The organism is Enteractinococcus coprophilus (genome assembly GCF_006716305.1).
Lineage (GTDB): Bacteria > Actinomycetota > Actinomycetes > Actinomycetales > Micrococcaceae > Yaniella > Yaniella coprophila.
Map to the genome: position 1 here is coordinate 92033 of NZ_VFOU01000003.1, position 20368 is coordinate 112400.

Sequence of the window (20368 nt, forward strand, 5' to 3'; positions counted from 1 at the left end):
TTTTCAAGGAGTCCCATGACGAGCGTAGCCAATCTCATTGCCACCGCGGCCAGTGCTGAACAACGCAGCCGCACCGTACTGGGTGACACCATCACTTTCGGCGTCCCAGATGACATCACGACCACTTGCGACAGTCAGCTCACCACTGATCCATGGCAGATCGACCGGGATCTGGGCTATGGCCCCGGGGCATCAACTGACGACGTCGCGCCTGTCACCACCCCGCATCAGGGGCCAATTCCGGCTGAATATACGCAAGCATCAGAGGCAGAGCTCGATGCACGCATCACAGCGGCCAAAGCGCAGCTCGGGGATCGCCTGAAAATTTTAGGCCACTTCTATCAACGCGATGAGATCATCAAACACGCTGACTTCGTTGGCGATTCGTTCATGTTGGCTCAAGCCGCTAAGGACCATCCGGAAGCAGAAGCGTTCGTGTTCTGTGGCGTCCATTTCATGGCAGAAACCGCCGATATCCTGTCGCAACAGAATCAGTCAGTCATCCTGCCGAACCTTGCCGCCGGATGCTCGATGGCCGATATGGCAACCATCGACCAAGTCGAAGAGGCATGGGAACAACTCATCGGTGTCCTGGGCGAATCCGGTGAGGAGCGCGCCGAAGTCATCCCGGTGACCTACATGAATTCGTCTGCTGCCATCAAAGCGTTCTGCGGACGCAACGGTGGCATTGTGTGCACTTCTTCAAATGCTGCAACCGTTTTGGAGTGGGCATTTGAGCGCGGCAAGCGCGTCATTTTCTTCCCAGATCAACACCTGGGTCGTAACACTGCCAAGGCCATGGGAATTACCGAAAATCAGATGCCATTGTGGCGTCCGTACCTGCCACTGGGTGGCAATACCGAACAACAATTGGTTGATGCCAAAGTGATTTTGTGGAATGGGTTCTGTTCCGTTCACAAACGTTTCACCGTTGCCCAAATCAATAAAGCGCGTACCGACTATGACAACGTGCAGGTGATTGTGCACCCCGAATGCCCGGCTCCGGTCGTGGAAGCCGCCGACGGCGTTGGATCCACCGAATACATCCGCAAGGCCATTGCAGCCGGCCAAACCGGGGATGTGTTTGCAGTGGGTACCGAGATCAACCTGGTCAATCGGCTCCAGACCCAACACCCGCACATGACGATCTTTTGTCTCGATCCTGTCGTCTGCCCGTGTTCGACGATGTATCGCATTCACCCGGCATATCTGGCGTGGGTGTTGGAAGCACTCGTTCAAGGCCAGACACCGAATCAGATTTCCGTTGACTCCAGCGTGGCCGCTGATGCAGAAGTTGCCCTGGAACGCATGCTGGCGGCCCGGCCGTGATAATCTTCGTCGGCGCTGGGGTCGCCGGCCTGACAGCAGTCCGTCAGCTAGTAGCCGCAGAGTCAGACGTCACCCTGGTGACGGCTGGTCGCTTCGGACATGACGCCATAGCTGCAGGCAATACCGCCCTCGCCCAGGGTGGAATAGCCGCGGCCTTAGGTCCGGATGACACCCCCGCGTCTCACGCCACCGACACCATACAGGCCGGGGCAGGCCTGGTGATACCGGAAGTCGCGCAGCTCGTAGCAACCGACGGAGCGAAACAGGTTCAAGACCTGCTCGCCGCCGGCTTTAGTGCAGATCGGAACGCTGATGGCGCTCTGGCATTCGGTCTGGAAGCTGCCCGCAGCAAATCACGGGTTGTACATGCCGGCGAAGATAGTACCGGGGCAGCCCTGTCAGGCTTCTTGACGAACCTCGTGCAGCACCATGTTGAAACCGGTGCAGTCAGGCTCATTGAGCAGGCCACCCTGCAGCACATCCATACGCAAACGGGTCGGATCAGTGGCGTCACCGTGTGCTCCCCCGATGGTTTTCGGCGACTGTCAGCCGATGCCGTGATCCTTGCGACCGGAGGTTTCGCCGGGTTGTATGCCAACACGTCGTCTGCTGCGGCAATCACGGGTCAGGGCATGTTGGTGGCGGCGCGCGCCGGAGCGGTGTTAGCCGATATGGAGTTCGTGCAATTTCATCCCACCGTTGTCCCTGGCACCGGCCAGCTGATCTCCGAAGCCGTTCGCGGCGCTGGTGCGGTCTTGCGGGATTCCACGGGTCATCGCTTCATGTCTGCGGTTCACCCCGGCGCTGAGTTGGCACTGCGGGATGTCGTGTCGCGCGCAAGTGCTCAGGTCATGCGTGATTTCCAGGCCACATCGGTCTGGTTGGATGCCACCGTGATCGAACAGCGACACGGATCAGGCATCCTGGCGGCGCGATTCCCGGTGCTCACCGAAGCGCTTGCTGCCCTGGGCTTCGACTGGGCTGCGGAATATGTTCCGGTGGCTCCAGCAGCGCACTACTGCATGGGTGGGGTGGCTACCGATACGGCCGGGCGATCTTCTGTAGCCGGGCTCTATGCCGCCGGCGAGGTCGCATCAACGGGTTTCCACGGTGCCAATCGCCTGGCCTCAAACTCACTACTGGAGGGCTTGGTCTTTGGTACCCGGGCCGCCGAAGCTGCCCGGCGCGATTTACGTTACGACAGCTGGGAGCCGGAGGCGGAGTTTACCCAGTTCATCGCAACGGCAACCGATATCCCCAGCCCACCTCTTCCAAGCGATGACTCACCGCAACAACTGCGGGATCTACAGTTGTTGGCTGACGCCCACCTGGGTATTACCCGCAATGGACACGACCTTGAGTCGCTCTTGACGCAACTGAATACTGTCGGTCACCCGCTGGCTGATCTCGTCCGTGTCATGGCGACAGCCGCCCTGCAGCGTCCTGAATCCCGCGGGGGCCACTGGCGCGCCGACTTCCCGTCGCAAGATCCCGCCCTGGCGCGCAGAGCAGCTTGGCGACTGGCTACCTCAACCCAAGCTATGCAACCGGCACTGACCAACACGACCCAGGAGACACTTGTCCATGCTGACACCTAAGCTCATCGGCGACGCCGTCGCCCGGGCACTCGCCGAGGACGCCCCATGGGGTGACGTCACGGTTGCTGCCTCTATTCCCTCGACCGCGCGGTTTGAGGCCAACCTGGTCGCCCGTGAGCCTGGAGTATTTGCCGGCGGAGCCGTGCTCGCCGAAACTTTCCGACAGGTGGATCCAGACATCACGGTGGCTGCTCTTGCCGACGACGGCACGCCGTTCACATCCGGAACCGTGTTGGCTTCGGTTTCAGGTCCGGCAGCGGGCATCTTGACCGCTGAACGAGTCGCATTGAATTTCACGCAGCGTCTCAGCGGGATTGCCACGTTGACCTCGTTGTTCGTTAACGAGGTGACAACCGTGGGAGCACACGCCAGGATCGCAGATACTCGGAAAACTACTCCTGGACTGCGAGTGCTGGAAAGACATGCGGTGGTGGCCGGTGGCGGGGTCAATCACCGGTTCAGTCTCTCGGATGCGGTCATGCTCAAAGATAATCACCTGGCTGCCCTGGGTGCCACCCATGGTCAAGGGCTCACCGAGGCGATCTGCAAGGTCAAGAGCAGCGTTGGTCATACGACATCGATCATTGTCGAAGTCGACGAGCTGGCGCAAGTTCAACCGGTGTTGGCAGCCGGCGTCACTGGCATTCTGCTTGATAATTTCTCACTGGCCGATCTTGCCACCGGAGTGGAACAGATTGCGGGTCGTTGCGTTGCTGAGGCCTCGGGCGGGGTGAACCTTGATACGGTGGCAGCGATCGCCGAAACTGGCGTCGATATTATTTCTGTTGGTGCCCTCACCCAGGGGGCAACCGCGCTTGATCTTGGATTGGATGCTGTCTGATGTTGTATCTTGATGCCGCCGCTACCGCCCCCTTGCGTCCTGAAGCTCGGCAAGCCATGCTGACGGTCCTAGACGGCGGTCCGGGTAATGCATCAGCGGTCCACACGCCGGGCAAAACAGCGAAGGCCACGCTGACGCACGCTCGCCAACAGGTTGCGGATGCTCTTGGGGCACGCACCAGCCAAGTCGTATTTACCGCCGGCGGCACCGAAGCCAATAACCTTGCGCTCAAAGGCGTCGCAGTTGCCAATCCGCGCGGCAAACACATTGTCACGACGGCCATTGAGCACTCATCGATCCGGAAGTCGTGTGAGTTTTTGGCGCGCATCGGTGGATTCGAAGTTACTGAGATCGGCGTGGACTCCATGGGTCGGGTTGATGAAGAGGCCGCGATCGCTGCGATCCGACCCGATACCACGCTGGTCTCAATCGGCCTGGCCAACGGCGAGATCGGCACCGTACAATCCCTCGAGCGAATCGCTGAGGCTGCCCGAGCTGCGGGCGCGCTCGTCCACACCGATGCGGTCCAAGCCGCAGCCTCACTACCGGTCAGTTTCGCGCCAGGACAGTGGCCCGGCGCTGCCGTGGACGCCATGTCGATTGCCTCGCATAAGTTTGGTGGACCCCAGGGCGCCGGCGCACTCTTAATCCGCAGCGGCATCGAACTTGAACCTCTCTTACACGGCGGTGGACAAGAAGCTGGCCACCGAGCAGGCACCGAAAACCTCGCGGCCATCGCCGGGTTTGGTGTGGCCGTGGCTGCAGTCATGCCCATGGCGGGGACCCGAGCCCAGGCGATGATGGCTCAGCGCGATGCGTTCGTCCAACGCATCGTTGACCAGATTCCAGGGGCCAAGCTCACGGGCCATCCAACCGAGCGCATCCCAAATCACGCATCCTTCGTCATCAAGGGATTCTCCGGTGAATCCATGCTGGTCGACTTGGATGTCGCAGGGGTCGCCGCCTCCTCCGGGTCGGCCTGTTCGGCGGGGAAGAAAGCACCTTCCGGCATCCTGTTGGCCATGGGATACGACCCGGACGTGGCCGTCACCGCCCTGCGCTTTACCTTTCCCGATCCACTCACTGACGAAGCCTTTGATCAACTCGTTGGGACCACGCTTCGCGTCCTAGGCCAACACGCAGCTGCGACACGGTGACGCTGTTGCGTTCGCGTAGCTGGCACCGCTCTTTCTTCCTGAGCATCAGCGTCTTACTGGCCACCGTGCTCGGCGTATCGCTGACTAGCTGCAGCCCCGATGCCTCGGTCAGTTCTCCGGTCGGAGACCAACCGCCAGCTTCCGAACCTGATGCCCCGCACGCCTGCACCGAAGAAGCCCGGCAGGTGTCCTTATTGGTGGAAACGAAACAACCCGTGGGTCAGCGCAACATTGTGCCGCTGCCGGACCCAACGCTTGAGCCCTGACCGGGGCAAATGCTCAACAGCCCTTGTGGCACATTCGAAGGCATGCGTAAGGTACTAATGAGAACTACCTCACACCATTGCACACGTCTCGTGGAGTACCCTCTAACTCACTCAGCCGCTGAATGCAGTGGCCGTTTGCTCCTCGGGACCTACGCAGTCTCAAGGAGCAGACCATGGCCAACAACCCCACGATCCGTGAACTCAGCCAAGAAGACCGCACCTTTGAGCCGCCCCCAGCATTCGCGGCCCAAGCCAATGTAACCGCTGAACTCTACGAGCAAGCCGAGACCGACCGACTGGGCTTCTGGGCCGAGCAGGCTAAGCGCATCAGCTGGGACACCGACTTCGACGACGTCCTCGACTGGTCGGATGCCCCGTTCGCCAAGTGGTTTACCGATGGCAAACTCAATGCTGCCTACAACTGCGTGGACCGCCACGTCGAAGCCGGGCTCGGCGATCGGGTGGCCTACTACTTCGAGGGCGAAGGCGGTGACACGCGCACCATCACCTACCATGATCTGTTGCGCGAGGTGTCTAAAGCAGCCAACGCACTGATCGAACTCGGGGTCAAAACTGGCGACCGGGTAGCCATCTATATGCCGATGATCCCCGAAACGGTGTTTGCGATGCTCGCCTGCGCTCGAATCGGGGCACCCCACACGGTGATTTTCGGCGGCTTCTCCGACCGGGCGATTGCTGATCGAGTCAGCGACTGCGGCGTGGAAGTGGTCATCACCGCCGACGGCGGCTACCGCCGGGGCAAAACCAATCCGCTCAAGGCCACGGTCGATCAGGCCCTGCGGGACATCCCTGAGGTGCGCACCGTCGTCGTGGTGAAACGCACCGGTGAAGACATTGATTGGCACGACGACCGAGATGTTTGGTGGCACGACGTCGTCGATAAACAACCTGAGACGCACGAACCAGAATTTTTCGACGCCGAACACCCGCTGTACATCATGTATTCGTCGGGCACGACGGGCAAACCCAAAGGGATTATGCACACCACCGGTGGGTATCTGGTTGGGGTGGCCTATACCCACTGGGCAGTGTTTGATATTAAACCCGAAACTGATATTTATTGGACGGCCGCCGACATCGGCTGGGTCACCGGGCACTCCTATATCGTGTATGGTCCGCTAGTCAATGCGACCACCTCGGTGTTGTACGAGGGCACCCCGGATACTCCGCACCGGGGGCGCTGGTGGGAGATTGTGCAGAAATACGGTGTGACGATTCTGTACTGTGCGCCCACCAGTATTCGCACCTTCATGCGCTGGGGCCGCGATATCCCAGCCGACTATGACCTGTCCTCGCTGCGGCTGCTCGGCAGCGTGGGCGAACCGATCAACCCCGAAGCCTGGATGTGGTACCGCGAGCACATCGGTGGCAATAACTGCCCGATTGTGGATACCTGGTGGCAGACCGAAAACGGACACATCCTCATCAGCCCACTGCCCGGTGTGACCGCCACGAAGCCCGGGGCCACAATGCGCGCCCTGCCCGGGATTACGGCCGATATTTATGATGAAGCAGGCACCCCGGTAGAACCCGGCAACGGTGGCTATCTTGTCATCACCGAACCGTGGCCCGGCATGCTGCGCACTCTGTGGGGTGATGAGGAACGCTATAAGAAGACCTACTGGTCGCAGTATCCCGGCGTCTATTTTTCTGGGGATGGCGCCAAATTCGATAAGGACGGCGATATCTGGGTGCTGGGACGGGTCGATGATGTGCTCAATGTTTCGGGGCATCGGATGTCGACGGCGGAAATTGAATCAGCTCTGGTTGCCCACGCGATGGTTGCCGAGGCTGCCGTGGTCGGCGCTCAGGATGAAACCACCGGCCAGGCGATCGAGGCGTTTGTGATTCTGCGCGAAAGCGCCAAAGAGCAGGACAACGCGGTCGGGGTGCTGCGTGCTCACGTTCGTGCGGCCATCGGACCGATTGCCACTCCACGGTCGATCACCGTGGTGACTGACCTGCCCAAGACCCGGTCGGGCAAAATCATGCGCCGGCTCCTCAAGGATCTGGCCGAGGACCGCGAGATTGGTGATACCACGACCCTGGCCGATGCCTCGGTGATGGAGACGATCCAGCAGCAGGTTCGCGCCGCTCGCGGTAGCTAATGCACTGGCGACGGTATGAGCCTTGGGACCAGCCGGATGCAGACTACCATGATGCATAATTCCACGAGGGTTTGGGTGACCACGACCAGCGGGGTGAGCGCGTAGTCAGCGGGGAGGGCCAGGACGATTGGCAACACAACCAAAGAATTCCTGGTGACCCCGCTGAACACCAGAGCACGTTGCTGCGCTACCTGCATCTTAGCTCTGCAGGCCACGCCCCAGCCGATGGGTATCATCAGCGCCGCGAACAAGACATACACCGGAACGCTCAATAACAGGTCGAAGACCCGCTCGTGTACCGCAGAGATTTGCGAGGCCACCACGATCGCTAGCGTTAACACCATGAGCGGCACCATCACCGTGGTACCACCCGATTCGACCCGAACCGCCCACGCCCACCTTTTCGCGGTCACTTGGGTTAGTCCAGCGACTATCAGTGGAACAAGAATGATCCAAAGAAACGCCGGGAGAAATGCTCCAACGATGCCGACGATGAAGAGTTGATCGCCGATAAACAGCCAGAGGTACACCGGCAACAAGAGCATCTGTACAGCCATAAGCACCGGTGTTGCAGCCAACAAGCTCTTGGCATCGCCCCCTGCTCGTTGTGCAAACACGATCACATAGTCAATACACGGGGTCAGTAGGACAATGAGCACGCCCAAGAGCAGGACGTCGTCGTGGGCCACGATGCGTGAGACCAGAAAAACCACCACGGGTACGAGCACAAAATTCAGCACTAATGTTGTGCCCAAAAACCGTGGAATGGCGGCCGAGGCTTTGAAGTTACTGATCGGGATCCCCAAAAAGGTGACATATAGCAACAAGCCGAGCGCCGGATAGATCAGCGTTTCAGCCACCGGAGCGGCGGCGGAAAACACTAGTCCGAGAACTGCGCCTGCGAGCATACCACCAAGATAGAGCCACACCTGATGGCGATCGAACCACACCACAATGGAGCGCATGAGACCCTCAAACTTAGCCGAGTTCGACGAGCAGCACGCCGGCCATGATCAACACCAGTCCGAAGATCATGCGCGGGGTCAATGGCTCTTTCCAAATGATCCGAGCCAGCAGTGCGATAAGTGCGACGCCGACAGCTGACCAGATGCCATAGGCAATCGCCACCGGCATGCCATACGAAATAGTGACCGCCAAGAACAAGAATGCTAACGCGTAGAACACCACCAGCGGCAGGATCCAGATTTTCTTCCGAAAGCCTTCCGAGGCACGCAGACTCAGGGTAGCGATAATCTCAGAAACGATCGAAAAAGATAAAAACAGCCAGCTCACGAATCCAACACCTCAGCCTGGTCCGGGTTAGACTGCCCGGCTTGGACAATGAAGACACCGGCCATGATCGTGACGATGCCAAGGATGGCGGTAAAGCTCAGGGTTTCGCCGAATAGGAAGGCGCCCAGTACCGCGACCAGTGCGACCCCGGCTGCCGCCCAAATCCCATAAGCAATGCCGATTGGAATACCGCGACCCAGAGCCAGACCCAATAAGATGAAGGCAACAACGTAGCCAATGAGAACCCCGATCGCGAAGATGGATTGGTCGACGGCTGCTCGCAGGCACATGGTGCCAAGAACCTCAGCAACAATCGCCCCAATCAGTAACAGCCAGTTTTTGAGCATGTGGGGGCCTCCAACTTTCGCGATGAATCCAGGCTTACTCTATCAATCGCGGTTGACCAGCACGGGGCGGGCTGACGTGTTGTTTCGTTTGCTTGGCTGTGGGCTCGACCCCAAGATGAGCAGCACGATCCCGAAGATGCCAAGTCCCACCCAACCGGTCAAAGTCAGCCGTTCACCAACGATCAATACCGCCAAAACCGTTGCCACCGCTGGTTCGAACAACGTGAGGGTTGTGGCCGAACTGGCGGGGATTTTTGATAGGCCATAACCAAATGCCACATACCCTAAGAACATCGGGACCAGTGCCATATAGGTCCCCACAGCGAATGCTTCAGGGGTGGCCAGCAGGGGTCCGCCCGTCATGAATAACACCGGCATCAGAGCTGCTCCGCCTAGACCGAAGACCGAGCCCATCGCGGCGGCTCGGCCCACACCATCCGTCATTAAGCGCTGCACGACCCAGGAGTACAACGCATACGCGGCGCCAGCGAGCAGGCCTAAACCGATCCCGAAGACCGTGGAGCCGGCGTCGGCAACGTCGTTGTGTTGAGTCGAAGCAATCAGCAAAACACTGCCAGTGATGCCTAGCAGTGCGGCCACATACCACCAGATCCCAAGACGACGGCGATCAATCACCCGCTCGAGAATCCCGGAGGCTAAAGGAGCTGAAGCCAACGAAATAACCGTACCGATGGCTACCCCGGCTAGGTGCATCGACGAATAAAACGCCAGCGGGTAAAGAAACACGGCGAGCGCACCTGTCATCACGAGTTTCCGATGCGCTCGCAGATGCAATCTGGCCCGACGCAGCGCCGGGATCGCCACGAGCGCTTGTAGCAGCCCGCCGATCCCCAGAGCGGCGGCACCGATGGCCAGTGGTCCAACATCGCGTGCAAAGGTTGCGGCCGTGCCGGTGGTACCCCACAGAAATGCCGCCACAAGAACGGCGCCAATACCCCACAAACGATTACGATTCACCGACACTCCTTTTATCTTCTGGAAGTTATCACAAGCTGCTTGGAGTCTGCGCTGACCGCGCGCAACCGCACACTCATCGAGAATAGGCTGTATGTTAGCTGTGAGAACTCTGATAAATTCTATGGAAGATCGCTGACTCCTCGTTCTATGAAGGACAACATGACTTTCAACCCGGTCCCACCCCCGCCACCACCGCATGTTGACCACCTGCCCGCTGTTGCGAAGAAATCTCGTAAGTGGCCGTGGGTACTCGGCATTGTTGGAGCTTTCGTGCTCGGCGGAGCGGCAGGTTACGGCGGTACTCCTGAGCCCGAAATCGTCACGAAAGAAGTGGAAGTCGAACCTGCAGATATAGACGAGCGCCGCTCTGTACTGGACGAACGCGAGGATGATCTTGACCAACGCAGCAGTGAGCTCGATGAACGCAGTAGCGACCTAGAGGGGCGGGAAGAAGAGCTCCAAACGCTCGCGTCAGAGCTAGACGAACGAGACGAAGCGCTAACCGCTACCGAACAAGAGATTGAAGAAAATACCATCCCTGGTTCCGGCATATACCTGATCGGAGAAGATATCAAACCTGGCACCTACCGGTCAGACGGCAGTCGGTGCTATTGGGCACGACTCTCGGGCACCAGCGGGGAATTCGAACACATCATTGCCAATGACAACGTCGAAGGAACCGCCTACGTCACCATCGCGGAGTCAGATGTGGCATTCGAGACCTCGCGTTGCGGCGAATGGAAACTCCAGTAAGGGCAGGCTGCCCTCACAACGGGTGGATCGGTAAGATTTACCCCAAACAGATCCGAGTGCTGGACAGAAATGGGGCCATATGCCCGAAGGTGATTCCCTCGTCCGATTATCCCATCGGCTCCGGCCGATCATGCTCGATCAGATCATCAAACGTAGCGACTTCCGCGTCCCCCAATTGGCGACGACAGATCTGTCCGGTTGGTTAGTGGTCGATATTCGTACCGATGCGAAATACTTATCGATCACGGTTGCCGCCGATGCAAACATCACCGATGACTCTCAGCACCTAGTTATCGTGTCGCATCTGGGCATGGATGGCGCGTGGCACATCGATACCCGACCCTCCTATCGAACCCGGTGCATTCTAGAATTTGATGAACACACTGTCGTCGGAAACAGTCTGGCGAAACTCGAGATGTTTCCGCCCGAGGAAGCTCGGCAATATCTGGCCTTCCTTGGGCCGGATCTGCTTGATGAAGACTGGAATGATCGGGCCAAGTCTGACCAGCTACTAGCCCAATCGATCCAGAATATGCGCTTGGCTCCCGACCAACCCATCGGTACTGCTTTATTAGACCAGCGATTGGTCTCTGGGATCGGTAATATCTATCGATGCGAAGTCCTACTATTAGCCCGCATCAACCCGCACTGTCTGGTCAGTGAGCTCAGTGACGAACAGTTAACAGGCCTGGTGTTGTTGGCCAGGGACCTCATGGTCATCAACGTGCCGCCGCGTGCACCGGAACGGGCTCGTCGTCGCACAGTAGATGTCCGACCCGAGGAGCAAGCGCCGTTTGGTGTGCGGGTGACAACTCAGATTGAACAGGCACGAGCGCAGACCGATCGTCGTCAGGCGCGCAACGACCCAAATTACTGGGTGTATGGGCGCGAACGACAAGAGTGTTTAAGATGTGGTGGCCCCGTCCGGCTGGAGAAGCTTGGTCCCAGTGCAGATAAAGAACGTGATCTGTATTGGTGTCCAAACTGCCAGCGCGGATAGGGCCACGGACACGTGAGTTACTTAGTTTCTACGGTCTGCTGATGTTTCCCAGGTTTGCGGCTGAGTTTCGAGGGCCACCACACAGCGCGCCCGATGTCGTAGGTCAACGCCGGGACGAGTAGCGAGCGCACGATAAAGGTATCCAGTAATACCCCAAAGGCGACGATGAAAGCCAGCTGGGCCAAGAACAGGATCGGGATGACTGCCAGGGCAGCGAAGGTAGCCGCCAGGACCACACCCGCCGAGGTAATGACCCCGCCAGTCACCGTGAGCCCGCGCAGTACGCCTTCGCGTGTGCCGTGTTTTAAGGATTCTTCTCGAACGCGAGTCATAAGGAAAATGTTGTAGTCAATTCCTAGCGCGACTAGAAAAACAAATCCGTAGAGGGGCACTGCTGGGTCGGCCCCGGGGAAGTCGAAGAGATGGTTGAAGACCAAAGCTGAGACACCCATGGCGGTACCAAATGAGATGACCGTGGTTGCAATGAGCAAAGCGGGTGCCACTATTGAGCGCAGTAACACCATCAAGATGACGAAGATGACGGCGAGAATGACGGGGATGATCAGATTGCGGTCTTCGATTGAGGCATCGATCGTGTCCACATCGGTTGCTGTGACGCCACCAACCATCGCGCTTGGGGCGGCATCGGCAAAGTCGGCTCGTAGATCCCGCACCGTCTGATCTGCTTCAGTGGAGTCCGCCGGTACCGACATGGTGCCTTGCAATAACACATTGCTATCCACCACGGTGGGTTCAGGGGCAGGTGTTCCCGGTGGCACAAAGGCCTCAATACCTTCTTCGGTCACCGGCGCTGTGCCGCTTGGGGAATTGTCGGTGGTAACGGAGACGTCTTCAATGTTCGGGTGTCCGAGCATGACGTCTGCAACCTGGTCAAGTTCCTCTTCGTCAGCGATGACTTGGATGGGGCTTCCCGAGCCGCCCGGGAAGTGCTCACCCAGGGCTTGTTGTCCTTCCCGAGCTTCGGATGCACCAAGGACAAGTTCCGATTGTGCGACACCTTCAGCTTTGAGCTGGGGAACAAATGCAGCCCCTGCGAGTAACACTAAAGTCGTCACGGTCCAGAGGACACGTGGGCGTTTCTGGACGATCCGGGCGATTTTGGGCCACAGCCCCTGGGTTGGGAGCCCGCCTTCAGCTGCGACAGTGTCAGGGTCGTATTTGATGCGCTTTGGCCAGAATGCTGCGCGACCGAACGCAAATAAGATCGCTGGCAACAGTGTAAGGGCAGACAGCATTGCAAATACAATGCCGATTGAGGCCACCGGACCTAGCGTGCTGTTGGACTTCAGGTCGCTCAGCAGCAACATCAGCAGGCCGGCGATCACGGTGCTGCCCGATGCCAGGATCGGTTCCGTCGAGCCCTTAAGCGCGGCCCAGATAGCCGACCATTTGTCTTCGTGGGCCCGTAATTCTTCGCGGTAGCGCGCTACCAACAATAGCGAATAGTCGGTGGCAGCGCCGATGACGAGGATAAAGAGAATGCCTTGGGTCTGACCGCTAAGCAGCACGATCTCCCATTTCGCCAGCCACCAGACCGTCAGTAGGGCTGCACAGAGTGCAAACATACTGGTTGAAAGGACTGCGATCGGTAGCAAGAGTGATCGGTAGACGATGATCAAAATAATAAAGACTGCGACCAGTGCCACGGCTAACAGCAGACCATCGATTCCGGCGAAAGCTTCACCTAAATCAGCACTAAAACCTGCAGGGCCGGTCACATACACCGTCACGCCGTCGGGAGCCTCAGCTCTGAGCTCATCACCTAGGGTAGCAACCACATCGCCGGTGTCAGCATCAGAGTTGATTGGCACAAAAGCCTGTACCGCTAGACCATCGTCGGATGGAATGGGCGGTGAGACCTCATCTTCCACGTTTTCAAGATCCGGTACGCCCTTGAGTTGGTCGCCAATCTGGCTGAGCTGGTCTTCGGATAATTTCTCGTCGGCAACGAACAACACGACCGCTGGGATGCCGTTGGAGTCCGTGAAGTCGTCTTGCAGCTCCTGCACCTGGGTCGCTTCAGCCGATTCGGGCAGATAAGCGGTCTGATCGTTTGATGAGACCTCATTGACTTTGCCGAAATATGGTCCACCCACGCCCGCTGCGGTAAGCCATACCAGGATGAGGACAGCAGGCAAGAAGATGCGCAACCACTTTGGTACCCTCCCGGGTTGCTGCTGTCTGCGCCGTTTGGGGGGTTGAGAGTCATCCTGCTGGGCTTGAACGGTAGCAGTCGAGTCGTGGTGCATAAGGATGTCCGTTCGATGAGGTAGGTGGTGAAATTATGAAACTTGCAAGCAGTCGGGCTCGTGCCACGCAATCCTTTTGTCGGCTTCAGGCGGCTAGGCCAGTGGCCTTCCGCTACGACCAGTCACCCAGCTCTTCGGCGTCCACCTAGCATTTCAGTTGTTCAACGACGCCTTCGTCTGACCTCCGTCTCCGCCGTGCAATGGTGGAATTAGGAAATGCCTGGTCGTTGCCTTAACCGCGGAGCAGGTTCGACTGCCGTAAGCTTGGCGACGCGAGACTGCAATGAATATCAGTGGAGTTCACCTCAACTGTTTTCATTGGCCATCCCGCAGTAGCCACCAGTAGTTAGTTGAGTTATATTACTAGCTAATCTAGCAAATTATTTGCGTCGAGCAAAGAATGGGAGCACTGTTTCCTCATGGTCGATAAGTCTGAGGGCTCAACATCCAGCGCGCCAAATGTTTATGCGCTGGATGCTTCTGATCCAAATGCTCGTCTCGTCGACCGTACTGGCCACTCAGCCGAAGAAATCCGGCACATCGGCGAACTGATGGCCGCATTAGCCCAGTTGCGCGAAGCAGAGCAACGACTTTCGGAGGCCTCTCAGCGTTATATGAAGCTTGGTCCAACCGATATGAAAGCCTTGCATTTTCTTATCGTGGCGCAGAACACCGGCACCATAGCTACACCTGGGGCCATCGCAGTTCATTTAGAGATTTCGACCGCTTCCACAACCAAGCTCTTAGACCGTCTCGAAGCTGCTGGTCATATCGTCAGGTCCCCGCACCCATATGATCGACGAGCCTTAGCTATCTCCATCACGCACGAAACATACGAGGCAGCAGTTGAAACTGTGGGGCGGCAGCAGGCCAAGCGCTTCCATGCGGCCGCTCGGCTTACCCGCGAAGAACGTGATGTGGTCATCCGATTCCTCAAGGATATGGCACATGAAATTACGGTTCACGAAGGCCAATGGGATCCACCGGAACCCTAAAAATATGGGCGCCAAGTCTATGATGAACGCATGGCTGTATATCGTGATCTCATCGATGGTAGTTCTTATGGCCTGAGTCAACCGCGGTGGCGTTCCCGTGCCGGTCGCCCACTATGGATTGAACCAGGCAGTGGCCTGGCGCCGACTGACCTAGATCATTCTGCGCATTCTATTTGGCGCTACCGAGCTGCACTGCCAGTAGAGATCCCGCAACCCCTTTCCCTCGGCGAAGGGCAAACGCCGCTGGTAGAGCACACCTGGCACGCGGGACAACGACCCCTATTCAAACTCGACTACCTCAATCCAACAGGTAGTTTCAAAGATCGTGGCACCATTGTCATGTTGTCGTATCTTCGAGATCACGGTGTCACATCTCTTGTGGAGGATAGTTCTGGCAATGGCGGGGCGTCAGTAGCAGGCTATGGTGCAGCTGGCGGCTTGGACGTAAAGATTTTTGCTCCCGTTTCGACCTCTCCAGGCAAAATTTCCCAAGTCCGAGCGTTTGGGGCTGAGGTGCAATTGGTTGATGGTCCGCGGGAAGCATCGCAAGACGCAGCGATTCGCCAGGCCAGGGGCAAGGTGTTTTACGCCAGCCACAACTGGCAAGCATTCTTTCTGCAAGGCACGAAGACATTGGCCTACGAGCTTTGGGAAGATCTCGACTTTCAGGCACCAAACCAAGTCATCCTCCCCGTGGGTGCTGGCAGCACCCTGTTGGGATGTTGGCTTGGATTCCAAGAATTACTCGCAGCGCAACAGATCGATAAAATGCCCCGCCTGTTTGCAGCACAGCCCCGCAATTGTTCACCAGTTGAGGCTAGTTTTACCTCAGGTGCCGTTCAGCCATTGACGCGGGAGGTAAAGCCGACCATTGCAGAAGGTACCGCTATCGCACGCCCGCTACGGCTGGCTCAGATGATTTCGGTATTGCGTGAGACCAACGGAGGTTCTGTGGCGGTTACCGAAACGGAAATCGTCGAGGCTCTACAGCAGTTGTGCCGTCGAGGTCTGTTCGTAGAACCCACGAGTGCCCTTGCCGCAGCCGCCTACACGAAACTCATCGACCGGGGAACCATCAGCGGTTCCGACCAGACAGTCATCCTCCTGAGCGGCTCCGGTTTGAAATCAGCATCCACGATCGTCAGCTTATTGGAATCCCGTGCCAAGCCATCCTCAACGTGACAGCTGTCTGGGGTATACCAACTCTTGTCTGACATTCGGCCGGTAGGTCCGGTGGCCAGTATCACTGGACTTTTCGTCTCTTACCGGCCAAGACCGCAACGCGGCCTAGCACCGTCATCAACCCCACCCACTTCGGGTAACACCGTTATCAGCGGCAAGCCCAAATGCGGTGGGGATGCCTATGCTCCACGACCGGGCGGCCCTTTATCGAGAAGGTCACTTCCATGGGGAGTGAATCCATGACCGCATGGCGGCCAAGGAGTCGAAGGCGTTCGCCTGTTGCAGGATTGTCAATGTGGTCCCAGTCTTTAACACGCACAACATTCTCGCTTCCCACGCGAGCCTTACCAGAGCGGGGTGCGCTGGTGACGTTAATGTCAGTTTACGCCCGTCGACACGACACCTGACCGCCGGCTAGTCGAGCTGTTCTGAAAGTTCCAGCCATCGTTCTTCTAACACGGTGACCTCGTCTTCGGCTTCTTGCAATTCCTCGCCATAGCGTTGCAGCCCGGTGTAATCGCCTTGATCGTGCTCAACGAGACGCTGGTGTAGCCCCTCGATAACTGCAGAGAGCTTCTCCAACCGACGTTCAATGGACCCGACTTCGCGTTGGGCCGTTTTACGTTCTGCACCTGTGAGCTTCGATGTCGAACCTGCTTCTTTAGTCGTCTCAGCGTTGCTAACACTGGTGTTGCGCGCAGTCTGCTGGTCTTGGGCCTTACGCAGGCGTAAATACTCATCCACGCCGCCGGGCACATGTCGCAGCGTGCCATCGAGAATGGCATATTGCTGGTCGGTCACGCGCTCTAATAGATAGCGGTCGTGGGATACCACGATCAGCGTGCCGGGCCAAGAATCCAGCAGATCTTCCATGGCCGTGAGCATATCGGAGTCGACGTCGTTGGTAGGCTCGTCTAAGACAATCACGTTGGGTTCACTAAGCAGAAGCATCAGTAATTGCAAACGACGCTTCTGCCCGCCGGAGAGGTCGTCGACGCGGGCAGAGAGATGTTCCCTGCGAAAACCTAACCGTTCCAACAGTTGAGCGGGCGTGTGCTCTTTTCCATCGATAGTGAAGCTGGCCTGAGTTTGCGCCAGGACTTCCCGGACCCGGTCAGCACCGATTTTTTCTAACTGGGAGAATTGTTGATCCAACATCCCAATTCGTACGGTCTTGCCGTGTTTGACTCGACCACCGGTTGGTTCCAGGTCGCCTGTCACTAAGCTCAACAATGTGGATTTTCCTGCACCGTTCGCGCCGAGAATACCGGTCCGCTCCCCCGGGGCAATCCGCCACGTGATATTTCGTAGGACTTCGCGTTCACCAAAGCTGACGCTGGCATCTTCAATATCGACGACGTCTTTGCCCAACCGTGCCACTGCCAAGCGCTTTAGCTCAATCGAGTTGCGTACCGGTGGCACATCTTCGATGAGTTGATTGGCAGCATCAATCCGGAACTTAGGTTTCGCCGTTCGGGCTGGTGCCCCGCGGCGGAGCCAGGCGAGCTCTTTGCGTAACAGATTCTGGCGCTTGGCTTCTGCTGTCGCTGCCATCCGGTCGCGTTCGACGCGCTGCAGCACATAGGCCGCGTACCCGCCTTCAAATTGATCGACGATACCGTCATGGACTTCCCACGTTTCGGTACTCACCTCGTCCAAGAACCACCGGTCGTGGGTAATGACCAACAGTCCCCCGGCATTTTTGGGCCACCGGCGATTGAGATGATCGGCGAGCCAGGCGATCCCTTCGACGTCGAGGTGGTTGGTAGGTTCATCGAGGGCTAGGATATCCCAGTCACCGATAAGTAGTTGTGCCAGGGCCACCCGACGACGTTGCCCTCCGGACAAGGAACCAACCTGCGCCGTCCAGTCTAAATCGGCCACGAGCCCGGTGATGATGTCGCGAATCTTAGGGTCCCCAGCCCATTCGTGTTCTGCCAGATCACCAACGATAACCTGACCGACGGTCAACGTGGTGTCAACGGCGTCGGACTGATCCAACATGCCGATGGTCGTGTCGCTGCGCACGGTCACCTGACCGGCGTCCGGTTCAAGTTTGCCCACCAGCAATTTCATCAGCGTGGACTTACCGTCACCGTTGCGACCAACAATACCGATGCGGTCTCCAGCAGAGACGCCAAGTGTGACCGCATCGAGAACTTTTTGGGTCGGGTATTCAAAGTGGAGGGCTTCGGCCCCTAGAAGATGCACCATAGGTCATCAATATTAGTTGACGTACCGTTGAGCTCTGGCTTGCTTCGTTCTCAGCGCGAATGCGGGCTAGAGCAGATGGGCACCAGCGACCGGGCCATATTCGGCAACCGCTGAGATCTCCATGCGATCTTCGAAGCGTTCGGCAAGCTCCAGTGCTTGCGACATATCTTCGACCATAAAGACCAAGGACGCTCCGGCTCCGACGGTTTGGGCTGCTAGAGCCCCTTCATTCATACCGGCGGTCAACCAGTCGTTATGATCCGGCAGGATATTCACCAGGGCGCTTTGGAAATCATTGTGCATCATCAACGCGACCTGCTCAGCGTCACCGTGTGTAACGGCGTGGAGCAATTTCGATTCAAATTCTAGGGTATTGCGCTCGTGAGTATCAGCTTGGGCTTGGCGAAGCATGCGCACTTTTTGGAACATCTCCTGGGGTTCGATATCCACGGCAGCTGGCACGATCACCATGGCAAGCTCACGCTGTACTAGCAGCGGAGTGAGCAGTCGCTCTTGTCCGTTGTGGGTGGTGATCAACGCTCCCCCGGTGAGTGCTGCAGCCACGCCGTCACCGATTCGATTCGCCAATCGGGTCAGCTCTTCCCGGGCAATCGAAGCGTGCCATAAGCGGGCAAGAGCTACCAACACGGCTGCGGTACTTGCTGGGCGTCCGCCAAGATGTGTCTCGAAAGGAATATTCTTCTGGACGGTAATGTCCAACCCCGACAGCTCCCGGGGACGCTGTAGGTAGGCACGCAGCTCATCGACCGCCCGAAAGATTTCGGCCATGTCCCGTTGCGGTATATCGGCATAATCGATGGGATTTTGGAACCCATCTTCAAAGCTGACGAAGACTTCTTTGTCTTGGCGAGCTTCGACTACTGCGACGTCGTAGCGTGAAATGGCGAGCTGCAGGCTTGATACGGTCACTTCGTCAAAGTCATTGGGGTCACCGACTTTGGTGGCGATCGGCACCATGGCTGGTGCCTGAGCCGAGACAACAACCCGGGCTTCGAAAGTTCTGTGGGAGCTCATGGTGTGTCCCTGCGATGTTTTTGTTCGGCAATACGTGCAAAGTGTTCTATTTCCAGGACTTCCCCGCGCGCCTTGGGGTCGACGTCTGCTGCGATGAGTAACTCCTCGGCGGCCACCCCCGAGCCCGCCCAGTTACTCAATGCTGCTCGCAGTGTTTTCCGACGTTGCGCAAAGGCCGTATCAATGACTTCAAAGACTTGTTGTCGGCTTGCAGTGGTCGCCGGGGGTTGTCGAGCGGTAAATTGGACCAGGCCCGAGGTGATGCGCGGTGCGGGCCAGAAAACTTTGGTGCCGATTGTCCCGGCATACGTCGCCTGCGCATACCAGGCCATTTTTACCGAGGGGACACCATAGATTTTGCTGCCCGGTCCTGCGGTGAGCCGCTCGGCGACTTCTTGTTGCACCATGACTAAGCCGTGACGGATGCTGGGCAGTTCCGCTAATAAATGCAGCATGACCGGAACGGCTACGTTGTAGGGCAGATTGGCTACGATCGCCGTCGGTGGCCCGTCAGCGCTTTCAGGTGCGATCGCGAGAACCTCCGCAGCACTGATGCGCATCGCATCGCCTTCGATCACCGCTAGTCGGTCAGCGGTGCCGGGGCGGTATTCTTCAACGGTTGTGGCAAGGCGGGCTGCAACCGGTGGATCAATCTCGATGGCGGTAACCGCTTGGGCCGCATCCATCAATCCCAGGGTGAGCGATCCGAGTCCGGGACCGATTTCTAAGACGTGCTCGCTGGACTCCAGATGGGCGGCATCCACGATTCTGCGGATCGTATTTGGATCGATCACGTAGTTTTGGCCCAGGGTTTTCGTGGGTCGAAGATCGAGGATATCGGCAAGTTTGCGAATATCGGCGCCGGACAATAATGGTTGCTCTGTTGAAGTCACAGAGTCCATCTTAGTCTGCGCTACTGCCTGCACGCCGGGTTCACAGATTCGGCCCAGAACCTCGCATGAGATTCTGGGCCGAAAGGTA

18 protein-coding genes are annotated in these 20368 nt (G+C 57.9%); 10 read left to right on the forward strand and 8 right to left on the reverse strand.

The window, feature by feature from the left end:
- The first annotated feature begins 15 nt into the window (after positions 1–15).
- From nadA to acs, 6 genes are all read left to right on the forward strand, one after another.
- On the forward strand, positions 16–1329 hold the full coding sequence (gene nadA / locus FB556_RS08460) for a quinolinate synthase NadA (RefSeq protein ID WP_141866735.1): 1314 nt from the start codon (positions 16–18) through the stop codon (positions 1327–1329).
- Positions 1326–2927, forward strand: a complete 1602-nt coding sequence (locus FB556_RS08465; RefSeq protein WP_141866737.1) for an L-aspartate oxidase — start codon at positions 1326–1328, stop codon at positions 2925–2927. The genes nadA and FB556_RS08465 overlap by 4 nt, the downstream gene beginning before the upstream one ends.
- Positions 2914–3768, forward strand: coding sequence for a carboxylating nicotinate-nucleotide diphosphorylase (gene nadC / locus FB556_RS08470; RefSeq protein WP_141866739.1), 855 nt, complete (start codon positions 2914–2916; stop codon positions 3766–3768). Before FB556_RS08465 ends, nadC begins: the two co-directional genes overlap by 14 nt.
- On the forward strand, positions 3768–4925 hold the full coding sequence (locus FB556_RS08475; RefSeq protein WP_211344016.1) for a cysteine desulfurase family protein: 1158 nt from the start codon (positions 3768–3770) through the stop codon (positions 4923–4925). Before nadC ends, FB556_RS08475 begins: the two co-directional genes overlap by 1 nt.
- Positions 4922–5191 (forward strand): hypothetical protein, encoded by a 270-nt coding sequence (locus tag FB556_RS08480; protein ID WP_170200426.1) that lies wholly within the window; start codon positions 4922–4924, stop codon positions 5189–5191. The genes FB556_RS08475 and FB556_RS08480 overlap by 4 nt, the downstream gene beginning before the upstream one ends.
- Positions 5192–5364: 173 nt before the next feature.
- Positions 5365–7320: an acetate--CoA ligase gene (acs, locus tag FB556_RS08485; protein WP_141866745.1), complete on the forward strand. Its 1956-nt coding sequence runs from the start codon at positions 5365–5367 to the stop codon at positions 7318–7320.
- Here acs and FB556_RS08490 read toward each other — a convergent pair.
- Genes FB556_RS08490 through FB556_RS08505 form a run of 4 tightly spaced genes read right to left on the reverse strand, consistent with a single transcriptional unit; the run spans position 7317 to position 9938 of the window.
- Positions 7317–8285: an arsenic resistance protein gene (locus tag FB556_RS08490; RefSeq protein WP_141866748.1), complete on the reverse strand. Its 969-nt coding sequence runs from the start codon at positions 8283–8285 to the stop codon at positions 7317–7319. The two genes, acs and FB556_RS08490, sit on opposite strands and share 4 nt — an antisense overlap.
- Before the next feature lie 13 nt (positions 8286–8298).
- Positions 8299–8613, reverse strand: a complete 315-nt coding sequence (locus FB556_RS08495) for a DMT family transporter (RefSeq protein WP_141866750.1) — start codon at positions 8611–8613, stop codon at positions 8299–8301.
- Positions 8610–8960, reverse strand: coding sequence for a DMT family transporter (locus tag FB556_RS08500; RefSeq protein WP_141866752.1), 351 nt, complete (start codon positions 8958–8960; stop codon positions 8610–8612). The genes FB556_RS08495 and FB556_RS08500 overlap by 4 nt, the downstream gene beginning before the upstream one ends.
- Positions 8961–9002: 42 nt before the next feature.
- The gene (locus FB556_RS08505; protein WP_170200427.1) at positions 9003–9938 is read right to left on the reverse strand and encodes a DMT family transporter; all 936 of its coding nucleotides are present in this window, start codon (positions 9936–9938) and stop codon (positions 9003–9005) included.
- A gap of 159 nt (positions 9939–10097) precedes the next feature.
- Between FB556_RS08505 and FB556_RS08510 the strand changes: the two genes are divergently transcribed.
- Together FB556_RS08510 and FB556_RS08515 are read left to right on the forward strand one after the other, a co-directional pair.
- Positions 10098–10691, forward strand: coding sequence for an Rv1352/Rv1906c domain-containing protein (locus FB556_RS08510; RefSeq protein ID WP_141866757.1), 594 nt, complete (start codon positions 10098–10100; stop codon positions 10689–10691).
- Positions 10692–10770: 79 nt separating this feature from the next.
- Positions 10771–11691, forward strand: coding sequence for a DNA-formamidopyrimidine glycosylase family protein (locus FB556_RS08515; RefSeq protein WP_141866759.1), 921 nt, complete (start codon positions 10771–10773; stop codon positions 11689–11691).
- A 17-nt stretch (positions 11692–11708) separates the two neighbouring features.
- Here the strand turns inward: FB556_RS08515 and FB556_RS08520 are convergent, their stop codons facing one another.
- Positions 11709–13961, reverse strand: a complete 2253-nt coding sequence (locus FB556_RS08520) for an MMPL family transporter (RefSeq protein ID WP_141866761.1) — start codon at positions 13959–13961, stop codon at positions 11709–11711.
- 419 nt (positions 13962–14380) lie between these two features.
- Between FB556_RS08520 and FB556_RS08525 the strand changes: the two genes are divergently transcribed.
- Together FB556_RS08525 and FB556_RS08530 are read left to right on the forward strand one after the other, a co-directional pair.
- A complete protein-coding gene (locus FB556_RS08525; protein ID WP_141866763.1) occupies positions 14381–14956 on the forward strand; it encodes a MarR family winged helix-turn-helix transcriptional regulator in 576 nt (191 codons plus the stop codon).
- A gap of 30 nt (positions 14957–14986) precedes the next feature.
- Positions 14987–16138 carry a threonine synthase gene (locus tag FB556_RS08530; protein WP_141866765.1) on the forward strand — a complete coding sequence of 384 codons (1152 nt, stop codon included), beginning with the start codon at positions 14987–14989 and terminating at the stop codon, positions 16136–16138.
- Positions 16139–16552: 414 nt separating this feature from the next.
- On the opposite strand, the gene FB556_RS08535 is transcribed toward FB556_RS08530, so the two are convergent.
- From FB556_RS08535 to rsmA, 3 genes are all read right to left on the reverse strand, one after another.
- Positions 16553–18352, reverse strand: a complete 1800-nt coding sequence (locus tag FB556_RS08535) for an ABC-F family ATP-binding cassette domain-containing protein (protein ID WP_141866767.1) — start codon at positions 18350–18352, stop codon at positions 16553–16555.
- A 66-nt stretch (positions 18353–18418) separates the two neighbouring features.
- Positions 18419–19387 carry a GHMP family kinase ATP-binding protein gene (locus tag FB556_RS08540; protein ID WP_141866769.1) on the reverse strand — a complete coding sequence of 323 codons (969 nt, stop codon included), beginning with the start codon at positions 19385–19387 and terminating at the stop codon, positions 18419–18421.
- On the reverse strand, positions 19384–20289 hold the full coding sequence (gene rsmA, locus FB556_RS08545; RefSeq protein WP_141866771.1) for a 16S rRNA (adenine(1518)-N(6)/adenine(1519)-N(6))-dimethyltransferase RsmA: 906 nt from the start codon (positions 20287–20289) through the stop codon (positions 19384–19386). Before rsmA ends, FB556_RS08540 begins: the two co-directional genes overlap by 4 nt.
- Positions 20290–20368 lie beyond the last annotated feature (79 nt).